The 12,221-nt window shown below is 64.9% G+C and carries 13 protein-coding genes; 9 read left to right on the top strand and 4 right to left on the bottom strand.

What is annotated here, in order from left to right:
- Positions 1-4: 4 nt before the first annotated feature.
- On the bottom strand, positions 5-907 hold the full coding sequence (locus JO965_RS10890) for a helix-turn-helix domain-containing protein (RefSeq protein ID WP_203443639.1): 903 nt from the start codon (positions 905-907) through the stop codon (positions 5-7).
- A 296-nt stretch (positions 908-1,203) separates the two neighbouring features.
- Between JO965_RS10890 and JO965_RS10885 the strand changes: the two genes are divergently transcribed.
- The 5 genes from JO965_RS10885 to JO965_RS10865 all read left to right on the top strand — a co-directional run bounded on the left by JO965_RS10885 (position 1,204) and on the right by JO965_RS10865 (position 5,129).
- Complete coding sequence (locus tag JO965_RS10885) at positions 1,204-2,097, top strand: AraC family transcriptional regulator (protein WP_203443638.1); 894 nt, start codon at positions 1,204-1,206, stop codon at positions 2,095-2,097.
- A 469-nt stretch (positions 2,098-2,566) separates the two neighbouring features.
- The gene (locus JO965_RS10880) at positions 2,567-2,962 is read left to right on the top strand and encodes a heme-binding protein (RefSeq protein WP_203443637.1); all 396 of its coding nucleotides are present in this window, start codon (positions 2,567-2,569) and stop codon (positions 2,960-2,962) included.
- Between the two features lie 64 nt (positions 2,963-3,026).
- Positions 3,027-3,836 carry an SDR family oxidoreductase gene (locus JO965_RS10875; RefSeq protein ID WP_203443636.1) on the top strand — a complete coding sequence of 270 codons (810 nt, stop codon included), beginning with the start codon at positions 3,027-3,029 and terminating at the stop codon, positions 3,834-3,836.
- Positions 3,837-4,023: 187 nt separating this feature from the next.
- Positions 4,024-4,464: a nuclear transport factor 2 family protein gene (locus JO965_RS10870; RefSeq protein ID WP_246776873.1), complete on the top strand. Its 441-nt coding sequence runs from the start codon at positions 4,024-4,026 to the stop codon at positions 4,462-4,464.
- Between the two features lie 191 nt (positions 4,465-4,655).
- Positions 4,656-5,129: a nuclear transport factor 2 family protein gene (locus JO965_RS10865; RefSeq protein ID WP_203443634.1), complete on the top strand. Its 474-nt coding sequence runs from the start codon at positions 4,656-4,658 to the stop codon at positions 5,127-5,129.
- Between the two features lie 92 nt (positions 5,130-5,221).
- Here JO965_RS10865 and JO965_RS10860 read toward each other — a convergent pair whose 3' ends face one another.
- On the bottom strand, positions 5,222-6,646 hold the full coding sequence (locus JO965_RS10860) for a PLP-dependent aminotransferase family protein (RefSeq protein ID WP_371826873.1): 1,425 nt from the start codon (positions 6,644-6,646) through the stop codon (positions 5,222-5,224).
- Between the two features lie 159 nt (positions 6,647-6,805).
- Here JO965_RS10860 and JO965_RS10855 point away from each other — a divergent pair, with 159 nt between their 5' ends.
- Together JO965_RS10855 and JO965_RS10850 are read left to right on the top strand one after the other, a co-directional pair.
- Positions 6,806-7,240, top strand: coding sequence for a DUF983 domain-containing protein (locus tag JO965_RS10855; RefSeq protein WP_203443633.1), 435 nt, complete (start codon positions 6,806-6,808; stop codon positions 7,238-7,240).
- 34 nt (positions 7,241-7,274) lie between these two features.
- Positions 7,275-7,847: a cytochrome c oxidase assembly protein gene (locus tag JO965_RS10850; protein ID WP_203443632.1), complete on the top strand. Its 573-nt coding sequence runs from the start codon at positions 7,275-7,277 to the stop codon at positions 7,845-7,847.
- A 100-nt stretch (positions 7,848-7,947) separates the two neighbouring features.
- On the opposite strand, the gene JO965_RS10845 is transcribed toward JO965_RS10850, so the two are convergent.
- Positions 7,948-9,027 (bottom strand): histidinol-phosphate transaminase, encoded by a 1,080-nt coding sequence (locus tag JO965_RS10845; RefSeq protein ID WP_203443631.1) that lies wholly within the window; start codon positions 9,025-9,027, stop codon positions 7,948-7,950.
- On the bottom strand, positions 9,024-10,280 hold the full coding sequence (gene hemA / locus JO965_RS10840; RefSeq protein WP_203443630.1) for a 5-aminolevulinate synthase: 1,257 nt from the start codon (positions 10,278-10,280) through the stop codon (positions 9,024-9,026). Before hemA ends, JO965_RS10845 begins: the two co-directional genes overlap by 4 nt.
- A 272-nt stretch (positions 10,281-10,552) precedes the next feature.
- Here hemA and JO965_RS10835 point away from each other — a divergent pair, with 272 nt between their 5' ends.
- Positions 10,553-10,804, top strand: a complete 252-nt coding sequence (locus JO965_RS10835) for a hypothetical protein (protein WP_203443629.1) — start codon at positions 10,553-10,555, stop codon at positions 10,802-10,804.
- Positions 10,797-12,221 (top strand): cytochrome ubiquinol oxidase subunit I, encoded by a 1,425-nt coding sequence (locus JO965_RS10830; RefSeq protein WP_203443628.1) that lies wholly within the window; start codon positions 10,797-10,799, stop codon positions 12,219-12,221. Before JO965_RS10835 ends, JO965_RS10830 begins: the two co-directional genes overlap by 8 nt.

Genomic DNA, 12,221 nt, shown 5'->3' with positions numbered 1-12,221 from the left:
CGCGCTATGAGCGCTGCCGCCGCCATTCGCCTGGCGATATCCCAGCCAGTTTGGAGAACGTGCGCGTGAAGTGACTCTGGTCGGCGAACCCGCAGCGGAAGGCGATCGCTTCAAGGGACTGCGTCGAGGTCCTGAGCAGGTCTTGCGCGAGCTCGATGCGCCGCTCCAGAAGCCATCTATGAGGCGGCATTCCGGTCGTCGTCCTGAAGGCGCGGATGAAGTGGCTTCTGGACAGGCGGCACTCGCCGGCCAGCTCCTCTAGCAAGATGTTGCCGTCGAGGTGCGCCATGAGCAGTTCCTTGGCCCGGCGTTCCTGCCATGCGGCAAGCCCGCCGCGTCGGTGCCCCGCCCTGGCGGGGCAGTCGCCATACGTCGTCGCGAGGTGCGTGATCATGGCGAGGCTTGCATAGTCCGTGAAGAGCCGATTGGTCTGTTCAGGCCGATGAACGGCCGGAAGCAGGCATTCGCCCAGATGCCCGATCACGGGATCGTCGGCCGGATTGCCGTAAGTGCTGCGAAGAATGATCGGGCGCCGAATTCCCTGTTCGTCTGCGATGCGGTCGAGGGAAAGCCGCGGCACATAGAAGGCCAGGGTGTCGACCGCCGAGCGCACCGCCGACCGATGTTCCTCGTTGAGATTGAGTATCAGGGACTGTCCCCGGCTCACCGGCTTCATCTCGATGGCGCGCCCATCGACCCACCAGGAATTGGCAGGGATACCCCTCCGCTGATGGAACACAAGGAAGGCGTCCTCCATTGGGATCCGAGTGGCGACCTCAGTTTCAGGTTCATCCCAGAACAGGTGGGTTGTTGCGAATTCAGCCGTTTGCAGCAACTGCATCCTTGCCGCCGGAGCCGATTTCAACCCGACGGACTCACCCAGTCTCTTGCCGTAAACACCCGCCATGGTCGCCCCATTCAGTCTCCATGCCGACGTGGCCGCCGATGCGGCGCGGAATGTAGCACGGAAGTAGAAAAACAAAGCTCAGCCGCCAAGCCAGATTGCGCGGAGTAATCGGCCTGGAGCAGGAATACAATACTCCCGGCCAAAACACAGCGCCCCCGGCGCTGGCACGCTGGAGACTGTGAAGGCATCCCATCTGCATCGCCCGGTTTCCGTCGCGCAGACTTCCTGGGGCCTACCGGGGCGGCGCCGTTCTTTGCGGAACTCAATCTGGGACCGGGAAATCCCTGGAGGGATGAATGAGCGTTCAAGGCAATAAGTTCAGGTGGTTGGAGCAGCCATCACAGATTTCGATCCGCACGCTGCAATCCGTCGAACTGACTGCCAGTTGGATGATCTCTCCCGAACCCATGAAGGGAGGCCATGCGGCGGAACTCGAGGTCAAGGACGGCTACCTGTTGTGCATGCAGCGCAACGACATTCCGCCGACGCAGCATTGGATCGACGGCCGGAGCGTCATGCGCCCGGCGATCCACCGAGGCCAATCCTTGATTGCCGACCTCAACCACCAGCACACTGCGATTATCCAGTCCGCCATCGATTGCGTGTCATTCTATGTCTCGCGTGACGCGCTCGACCGGTTCCATGACGAACACGGTTTGCCGCGGATCCCGTCGTTGCGTACCTCTTCCGAAATCGGGCAGGATGATCGGATCATTGAACACCTCGGCGAGTGCATGCTTCCGGTGCTGAAGCAGCCGCAATCCGGCAGCAAGTTGTTCATCGATTACGTGGCGCTCGCCCTGTTGTCCCATCTCACTGAAAGATATGCTGAGACCAGAGCCGGGCGAAACCAGAATGGCAGGCTCGCGCCCTGGCAGGAACGGCGGGCCAAGGAATTGCTCGTCGCCAATCTCAGTGGGAAGGTTGGACTCCACGAACTTGCAGAAGCGTGCGGCTTGTCGCGTGCCCATTTCGCCAGGGCCTTCAGGACATCGACAGGCACAACGCCAATGCTTTGGCTCCTGACCCAACGGCTGGAGCGGGCAAAGAACCTGCTCTTGAACTCCGAGTTGTCGATCGAGGACATCGCACGCCACTGCGGGTTCGTCGACCAGAGCCATTTCACGCGCGCTTTCACGAAGCATCTCGGGACCACACCGGGGGCCTGGCGGCGCGACCGTCGGCTCTGACACGAATTTGCATAAGGCGCAGACCCGCGCTGCTCGGCACACTGAAGAGACAGCACTGCGATACAAAACGCAGCACTCCGCTCGCTGGTCGCGTCCTGAGCAGGGGCTAGTGTCGGCCAGGTCACGGGGGCGGCTGATCGGCAATCGATCGGGGCACACCCGTGCAGGAGAACGACGCTATGTCACCCACATTGCACCATGCCCGGGCCATGACTGGCACCGGGGAGCCCCGTGCCGCTGGAATCGACTTTCCCATGAACGTCGCGCTGCTTGAGCCCGCAGTGCACCAGAACCCGTTCGACGGCATCAGATCTGAGGGTGAGACGGTGCGTATTGTTGAATTTAGCTCACTAGCTCAGCAAAAAATCAGGCGATTATCTCATCAGTCGGCTCTTTGTAAAACATCCTCACTCGCTGATCGAAACCGGAGACCGCTTCCGCTTCGATCCTCGAAGGAGGAGACATTACAATGATTACCATCGACCAGGCCCGCACGGTCATCGCCGCCGGCGAGGCTCGGGCCACCCAGATCGGCGTTCCCGTGAACATCGCGGTCCTCGACGCCGCAGTGCACCTGAAGGCGTTCAGCCGCATGGACGGCGCCCTGCTGGGCTCCATCGACATCGCTCTCGGCAAGGCCCGGACCGCCGCCCTGTTCGGCATGCGGACCGAAGCCATCGGCGAGTTCTGCAAGCCGGGAGGCACCTCGCCCGGCCTCGAGAACAGCAATGGCGGCCTCGTCGTCTTCGCCGGCGGCCTCCCGATCCGGAATGCCGAGGGCACGGTGATCGGCGCGGTCGGGATTTCGGGCGGCGCGGTCGCTCAGGATCTCGACATCGCCGAGGCCGCAGCGGCGGCGCTCTGACCCTGATCTCCCATCCTGATCACACTCTCGACCATCAACCGAACTGAACCTGAAGGACTGCATCATGACCGCCAAGACCATCCTCATCACCGGCGCTGGCTCGGGCTTTGGCAAGGGTGCCGCCATCGGCATGGCCCGGAATGGCCACAGCATCATCGCCACTGTTCATGTCTCCTCGCAGGTCACCCCGCTGCGCGAGGAAGTCGCCGCGCTCGGCCTGTCGGACAAGATCCGCGTCGAGCGGCTTGATCTCACCGACCCCTATGACATCAAGCAGGCGCAGAAGTGGGACTTCGATGTGCTGTGGAACAACGCCGGCATGGGCGAAGCTGGCCCGGTCTGGGAGATCCCGATCGAGCTCGTGCGCAGGAACTACGAGGTCAACGTCTTCCTGCCCCTGCAACTCACGCAGGGTGTCGTCCAGCGCTGGGTGCGTGAGGGCAAGAAGGGCAAGGTGGTGTTCACCTCGTCGATGGGCGGCCTGTTCACGCCGGCCAACTGGGGCACCTACGTCTCGACCAAGCATGCGCTGGAGGCCTTCGCCGAGGCGATGCAGCAGGAACTGGCCGCCTACGGGATCAAGGTCCAGACGATCAATCCGGGTGCCTATTACACCGGCTACAACGAGACCATGGCGGACAATCCGTTCCGCTGGCTCGACGACGCGGTGAACTTCACCAAGCGGGCCGACCTGCGCAAGGGCTTCGACGATTTCTTCGCCACGCCCGAGGGCAGGATGGACCCGCAGGAGATGATCGACCGCATGATCGAGATCGTCCCTGCCGATACCGGCAAGTTCCGCAACGTGGTGCCGAAGAAGATCGAGGACATGCTGCGCAATCATCAGCTCGCCGCCTGGGACAACCAGATCTGATGTTCCCCAGAGTGGTTCCCTCCCAACCACTCAACTGCCCCGGGCCGGCGCGCAGCACCTCCAGCGCCCCAACCCGGCTCGGGGCTTTTTCCCGAAAGGATAGACAATGCAAATGGACACACCGGCAGCGTTTTCATTTGGCCACCTTCTTGCCGTGACCGGCGTCGGCGCACTGGCAGTGTTTGCGATGGTGACACCGGCACGGTCTCAGACTGGCGCAGCCCCAACCGAGAACAAGGCACTCGTGCAACAGGCCTTCGAGGCTTGGGCGGCCGGGACCGGCAGCCCCTACGACCTCCTTGCGGAGGACGTGAAATGGACGATCACGGGCAACTCGCTGGCCTCCAAAACCTATGGCAGCCGTGAGGCGTTCATCGGGGAGGTTATCCGGCCCTTCAACGCGCGCATGAGCGTTGGCCTCAAGCCGACGATCCGGCGGATGTACGTGGATGGCGACACCGTCATCGTCTTCTTCGATGCGAGCGGCACGGCCAAGGATGGCGTTCCTTACGCGAACACCTATGCCTGGTTCCTCGAGTTGCACGACGGCAAGATCACGAATGCATCGGCATTCTTCGACAGCATCGCGTTCAACGACCTGTGGACGCGGGTGCAGCCCGCTCGATAGGTGGTTTCAACCTCATTCCGTCGAGAAGCATGCCTCGGACGCCGCGATCCTTCAGCAGTGGCGCTCCGTCTGCCTTTCGACCGACTTTGCCGCGCCGGAGCTCATCACGACTTGAAGGTGACCCGCACCGCATGCCTCTTGCGCGACCCGCTGCAAGATCCCGAGTCCACGTTTTACGACAGGAGAGAAGAATGTCCGAGACACGTCCGCCGTTGCCCCCGTTCACAAGGGAATCTGCCATCCGGAAGGTCCGCGCCGCCGAGGACGGCTGGAATACCTGCGATCCGGAACGGGTGGCCCTGGCCTACACAGTCGACAGCTACTGGCGGAACCGCGCGGAATTCGCCCAAGGCCGCGAAGCCATCGTCGCACTTCTCACCCGCAAGTGGTCCAAGGAATTGGACTACCGCCTGATCAAGGAGCTCTGGGCTTGGGACGGAAACCGCATTGCCGTGCGGTTCGCCTATGAATGGCGTGACGACTCCAACAACTGGTATCGGTCCTACGGGAACGAGAACTGGGAATTCGACGACAACGGGCTGATGCGCCGACGGTTTGCCTGCATCAACGACCTTCCGATCAAGGAGAGCGACCGCAAGTTCCACTGGGACCGCTCCGGCCCGCGACCGGCCGATCACCCCGGGCTGTCCGACCTTGAGCTCTGAGAGGGCATGCCGATTCCTGACAGGCTCCGCCGACCGTGGCGGAGCCGTTTCGACACTGTTTGGTGCCTCGCCAGATGTGCGCTTCGAGGAGGTCATACGATCGAGGACAAGGCACTCGGCCCGTGCGACAGGACCGTCGCCAGAAGGTTGAGCCCGCGTTCCAGGACGGCCTGGTTCTGTGCTGCCCCAAGGGAGACGCGAATGGCATCCGGGGCAAGACCCACCGCGAAGGCCTCGCTCGGCACGAGGGCAAGGCCCGACTGCCGCGCATAGAGGTTGAGATCGGCTCGGCGCCAGCGCTCGGGAAGAGCCAGCCACAGGTGATGGCCTTCCGGGTGGGCCTGGAACCCAAGACCTTGCAGGACCCGGCGTGCGATCGCCTGCCGGGCGGCGCTCTCCTCGCGGATGGCCGCCGTGATGGCATCGAGCGTGCCGTCCACGATCCATCGCGAGGCGAGCGCCGCCATGAGCGGTGGCATCATGAGCGACATCGCGCGGATTTCCGCCGCGAGCCGCAGGGTGTCGGCCATGCCCGGGGTGACGACGTAGGCCGTTCGCAGGGCGGGCGTCACGCACTTCGACAGCGTGGCGATGTGCCAGGTGAGGTCGGGCGCGAGCGCCGCGATCGGTGCCGGCGCCTGCCGGGGCAGCGCCCCGTAGGCATCGTCTTCGATGATCGCGATCCCGTGCCGCCGTGCCACGGCGGCGATGGCTTCGCGCCGCAGGGCCGACATGGTCGCGGTCGTCGGGTTGTGGATGGTTGGAACGCAGTAGACGGCCTTGGGCCGCTCGCGCCCGCACGCCTCCTCCAACGCCGCCGGATCGAGCCCCTCCCCATCCATCGCCACAGGGACCAGCCGCACCTTGAGCTGATCGGCGATAGCCCTCAGGCCGGGGTACGTGAGATCGGGAACGCAGATGGCATCGCCTGGCCCGGCCATGACCCGCACGACGGCGTAAAGCGCCGTCTGGGCGCCGCCGGTCACCACGACCCGATCCACCGAGACCGATCCCAGGCGGGCGCCGAGCCAGCGGGCGGCGGCAGTTCGGTCGGGTGCGGCCCCGACGCTCTCCTGGTAGTGCAGGTGCATGAGGCCGTGCGGCGACGACAGAACGCCCGCGATCCCCTCCTGGATGCGCTCGCGCAGCTTCGCGGCAGGGGGCTGCGGGGGCATGTTCATGCTCAAGTCGATGATGGGCGAGCCAGCAGGCGCGACGTCCTCCTCCGGCGGCTTCCCGCGCACGTAGCTGCCCCGCCCGGTATTGGCCTCGATCAGCCCCAACCTGCGGGCCTCGTTGAAGGCCCGGGTGACGGTGGTGAGGTCGACCCCGAGTTCCTTGGCGAGCTGGCGCTGCGGCGGCAGGCGGTGGCCCGGCTTGAGCCGCCCGGACTGCACGTCGGCCAACAGGGCCTCGGCAATGGCCAGGTACTTGGGCCCGTTCTCGTTCTCGATCTGCGGCATCCAGGACAGCACGTTCCTTGACCTTCTTGTCTTGCAAATGTATGGCTCATGCATGACATACATAATGTGCGAAGCAGGTTGATGCAAACCGCGACCGAAGTCGCAGGCGTGGGTCAACCAACGCAATGAAGCTACAGCCTAATGTATGGATAGTCAATCCATACATATCAGAGCTCCTCGAGGCCCCCAAGGCGCACACCGGAAGGATCCGACATGACCGCTGCTCTCACGGCAACAGAAACCATCCTCAAGTACGGCCTCAAGTGCCGCTGCCCCCGTTGCGGCAAGGGCCGCCTGTTCAACGGCTTCCTGACCCTCGCCCCGCGCTGCGAGGCGTGCGGCCTCGACTTCTCCTTCGCCGACACGGCCGACGGTCCGGCCTTCTTCGTCATGATGACGATGGCCATTCCGGCGACTGCGTTCGGCGTGTGGGTCGAGATGGCCTACGAGCCGGGCCTGTGGGTGCATCTGCTCACGACGCTGCCGGTCCTCCTGCTGAGCTGCGTGCCGACGATCCGGCCCTTCAAGGGCATGCTCGTGGCGAGCCAGTTCTTCTACAAGGCCGAGGAAGGTCGCTTCGAGACAGCGCAGCAGGCGGCGGCAAGCAATGGGTTGCCTTCTCCGGGCTCCGTTGATTCCCGCGGCTGAGTGTTCCGTCTCCTCCGCACCGAAGGCTGCCACCATGTCCGATACCAACCCCTCGCCTGCGGGACGGGCCCGCGCCACGGCCCTGACCTGCCTCGCCGTTGCGGCCGGAATGCTCTGCGTCGCCTACGCGTCCGTTCCGCTCTACAACTTGTTCTGCTCCCTGACCGGCTTCGGCGGCACGCCGATGCTCGCCTCGGCTCCCGCCTCCAGGGTGCTCGACCGCACGATGACCATCCGGTTCGATGCGAACGTCGCGCCCAATCTCCCCTGGCGCTTCGCGCCCGAGACACCGTCGATCAAGGTCAAGGTCGGCGAGACCCGGAGCATCACGTACAGGATCGAGAACAGGGGCGACGCCCCGGCCACGGCGATGGCGACCTACAACGTCCTGCCGGAGCTGGCCGGCGGCCACTTCATGAAGCTGGAATGCTTCTGCTTCGAGGAGAACACCCTCCGGGCGGGCGAGACCATGGAGGCGACGATCGTCTTCTTCATCGATCCGGCCATGGCGGACGATCCGAGCATGGCCGACGTGCACGACATCACTCTCTCGTACACCTACTTCCCGTCGAAGAACGGCAAGGTCCAGGAGGCATCGGCCAAGTGATGGACCAGCGCCTCCCTTCGTCCGGCTCCCCTCCGACGACATCGCCGTCGGGCACGCCTGTCCTGTCCGCCTTCGAGAAATCGTCCCGAGAGGATGAACCCTACGCCCGAAGCAGGCGATCAAGTGCGCGGAGCAGTGCATCGTTCTCGGCCGTGGTGCCGATCGAGATGCGCAGGCTGTCACGGAGCCGGTCCTGGTCGAACCGCCTGACGAAGATTCCCTCGGCCGCCAGCTCCCGCAGCAGGCGCGGTGCCGTCCCGAATCGCCGTGCAGTCATCGTCGCGAGCAGGAAGTTCGCCTGCGAGGGGGCGCAGGTGAACCCACGGGCGGTGAGTTCCCGTGCCATCCGGTTCCGTTCCGCGCGAACGAAGGCCCAACTCGCGGCCGCCTCCCCCTGGTGGCGCAGGGCCGCCTCTCCCACCCGCTGGGCGACGACGTCCACGTTGTACGAATCCTTCGTCTTCGACACCATCGGCGTGACGAGCCCGGGCGAGCCGATCCCGTAGCCCAGGCGCAGCCCGGCCAGGGAATAGCCCTTGCTCATGGTCCGCAGGAGCAGGACGTTACCGCACTCCCGCACCAGACGGATCGTGTCATGCCCAGCCGCCGGATCGACGAAGTCGACATAGGCCTCGTCGACCACGAGCACGCCCCTGAAGGCCCGCGCCACTTCCGCCAGGTCGGCCACCGATGTCAGCCACCCCGACGGGGCATGCGGGTTGACGAGGATCGCCAGCCTGGCTCCGGCCCTGTTCCATCGCCGTGCAATATCGCCCGGCACCGACCAGTCATCGTCGAGCGGCACCGGGCACAGCGGGCTGTCATGAACCGCCGCCAGCACCGGATAGAGGGAGTAACCCGGCTCCGCGAGGCCCAGCGGGGCGCCGGGCGGCAGGAACGTCGTCAGTGCCAGCCGCAGGAGCTCATCGCCGCCATTGGTGGCAACGATGTGATCCGGCGTCAGGCCGTGCAGGCGGGCGGCTGCGGTGCGGAACCCCCAGGCCGTGGGATCGGGGTAGCGGCGCAGCATCTCCCCATCGATGCCGGCCAGGGCCGCGAGAACCGCGTCGCAGGGCGGGAACGGGTTTTCATTGGTGTTCAGCTTGGCGTTCGCCCGGGCGGGCTGCTCGCCTGGGACGTAGCCGCCCATGCGCCGCACGTTCTCGCGCTCGAATGTCATGCCACCTGCTCCATCATGAGCCCATGCTCCTGGAACACGGACACGAGGGATGTGACCAGGCGTTCCACCTGCTCGTCCGTGTGAAGCGGGGTCGGCGTGATCCGCAGCCGCTCCGTGCCGCGTGGCACCGTGGGGTAATTGATCGGCTGGATGTAGATCCCGTGCTGCGTCAGCAGGTCGTCGGAGACGCGCCGCACCAGGTGGGCGTCTCCGACGAAGACCGGGACAAGATGCGTTTGCGACGGCATGACGGGAATCCCGGCCTCCTTCAGGCGGCTTTTCACGGTGGCGACGACCTCCTGGTGGCGCTTGCGTTCGGCATTGCTGGCCTTGAGGTGCGCCACGCTCGCCCGGGCGGCGGCCGCGACGGCCGGCGGCATCGAGGTGGTGAAGATGAAGCCGGGCGCATGGCTGCGCACGAAGTCGATCAGGGGTGCCGAGGCCGCGATGTAGCCGCCGCCGCAGCCGAACGCCTTCCCCAGCGTTCCCTGGATCACCGTCAGGCGGTGCATCTGGCCCTCGCGCTCGGCCACCCCACCGCCGCGCCCGCCGTACAGACCGACGGCATGGACCTCGTCGAGGTAGGTCATGGCGCCGTAGCGCTCGGCCACGTCGCAGATCGCCCTGATCGGACCGACGTCCGCGTCCATCGAGTACACGCTCTCGAAGCACACCAGCTTCGGCCGCGCCGGGTCGTCGGCCGCCATGAGGCGCTCGAGATCCTCCACGTCGTTGTGCCGGAAGATGCGCTTCTCGGCCTTGGAGTGGCGGATGCCCGCGATCATGGAGGCGTGGTTCAGAGCGTCCGAATAGACGATGCAGCCCGGGATCATGCCGGCGAGCGTGGAGAGCGCGGCCTCGTTGGTGACGTAGCCCGTGGCGAAGACGAGAGCCGCCTCCTTGCCGTGCAGGTCGGCGAGCTCGCGCTCGAGCAGGACGTGGTCGCGGGTGTTGCCGGAGATGTTGCGGGTTCCCCCGGCCCCGGTCCCCACGCGGTCGATGGCCGCGTGCATGGCCTTGAGCACCGCCGGATGCTGTCCCATGCCGAGGTAGTCATTCGAGCACCACACGACGACGGGCTCGGACCGCCCCAGGGCGTCCGCGAGCGGAAACTCCCCTGCCCGGCGCTCCAGCTCGAGGAAGGTCCGGTAGCGTCCGTCCGCCTTCAGTTCGGCCAGGGAGTTTCGGAAGAAGCGGTCCGGTTCGAACGCAGTCCGGGATGCGTCGCACTCGAAGCCGAGGTTGGTGTCCATCTGTCTCTCCTGACATGTTCACGAAGTTATGTATGGATGTTTAAGCCATACAAAACGCTTGCCATCCATATAAACTCCGCCTTGCTGATTCTCCACATCGAGCGCGAAATGCCGCAGCACGCCGTATGATCTTTCAAAGAGCAAGTTGTGCCTTTATATCGACTGTCGCGATATGTCAGCAAACTGTATGCATAGATAATCCATACACTGAGCATGAAGGCGAGAGGGCACATCGCCCGGTGCCTTAGCTGCGACGACCATGGAGAAGAGTGATGGAAAGCACCCCAGCCAATGCGGCCTGTCATGACCCGATCCGAGACTGCGCTCGCATCGTGGGACCGTTCGGCAATGTGTCCGACGCGCGAAACGACGACGGCGAACCGATCCAGCTTGTCGAACCTGACCGCCGGAACTACGACTGTGGCAGCGGCGGCTGCCATTTCCGCCCCGACGTCTTTCGTCTCCACATCGACGATCAGGTCCAATCGGCCGTCGTCCTGTCCGGAGGGGAAACAGATGTTTGATCAGTTCGATGCCCTGCTTCTGGCGCGATTCCAGTTCGCGTTCACCATCTCCTTTCACTTCATCTTCCCGTCATTCTCGATCGGGCTGGCGAGCTATCTCGCCGTGTTGGAAGGGTTGTGGCTGTGGACCGGGCGCGAGGTCTACCTGAACCTGTTCAAGTACTGGCTCAAGATCTTCGCCCTCGCCTTTGCCATGGGCGTGGTCTCGGGCATCGTCATGTCCTACCAATTCGGCACCAACTGGGCCGTGTTCTCCGACAAGGCCGGACCGATCGTCGGCCCGCTGATGGCCTACGAGGTCCTGACTGCCTTCTTCCTCGAGGCCGGCTTCCTCGGCATCATGCTGTTCGGCATGGGCCGGGTCGGGCGACGGCTGCACTTCGCCGCCACGCTTGCGGTCGCCATCGGCACCTTCATCTCCGCCTTCTGGATCCTGTCCGCCAATTCCTGGATGCAGACCCCGGTCGGCTACAGCGTGAACGAGGTTGGGCAGTTCGTACCCGAGGACTGGTGGGCCATCGTGTTCAACCCGTCCTTCCCCTATCGCCTGATGCATACGGTGATGGCAGCGTACCTCACCACGGCCCTTGTGGTCGGCGGCGTCGGCGCCTGGCATCTCCTGCGCGAGCGCGCCAATCAGGGCGCCCGGGTGATGTTCTCGATGGCCATGGGCATGGTCGCCGTCGTCGCGCCGCTCCAGATCCTCGCCGGCGACATGCACGGCCTCAACACCCTCGAGCACCAGCCCGCCAAGGTCATGGCGATGGAGGGGCACTTCCAGAGCCATCCGGAAGGCGCGCCCCTGATCCTGTTCGGCATCCCCGACCAGGAGGCCGGCACGGTCCACAACGCCATCGAAATCCCGAAAGTAGGGTCACTCATCCTCAAGCACGACCTGAATGCCCCGGTGGATGGACTCGACACATTCGACCGCGCCAACTGGCCCCACGTCCCCGCGGTGTTCTGGTCCTTCCGCATCATGGTCGGCTTGGGCTTCGCGATGCTGGGTCTCGGGGCACTCAGCCTTCTCGCCTGGTGGCGCGGCAAGCTCCATGACTGGCGCCTGCTGCACCGGCTGGCGCTGGCCATGGGACCGTCAGGCTTCGTGGCCGTGATCGCCGGCTGGGTGACCGCGGAGGTCGGGCGGCAACCCTTCACCGTCTACGGCCTGCTCAGGACGGCGGCATCGGCCTCGCCGCTCGAAGCGCCGGCCGTGGCAGCCTCGCTGCTGACCTTCATCGTCGTCTACTTCATCGTGTTCGGAGCCGGCACGGGGTACATCCTCAAGCTCATGGGCAAGCCGCCCCATCGCGGCGAGACCGGGCCCGAGGCTGGACCCGGCCATCCCATCCGCACCGCCGGCATCACTCCGGCGCCGGCCGTCGATCCGGACCGCACCCTCGGCGCGGAGGCCTGA

The organism is Microvirga sp. VF16, assembly GCF_016864375.1.
Lineage (GTDB): Bacteria > Pseudomonadota > Alphaproteobacteria > Rhizobiales > Beijerinckiaceae > Microvirga.
This window is presented reverse-complemented; position numbering and strand designations above follow the sequence as displayed.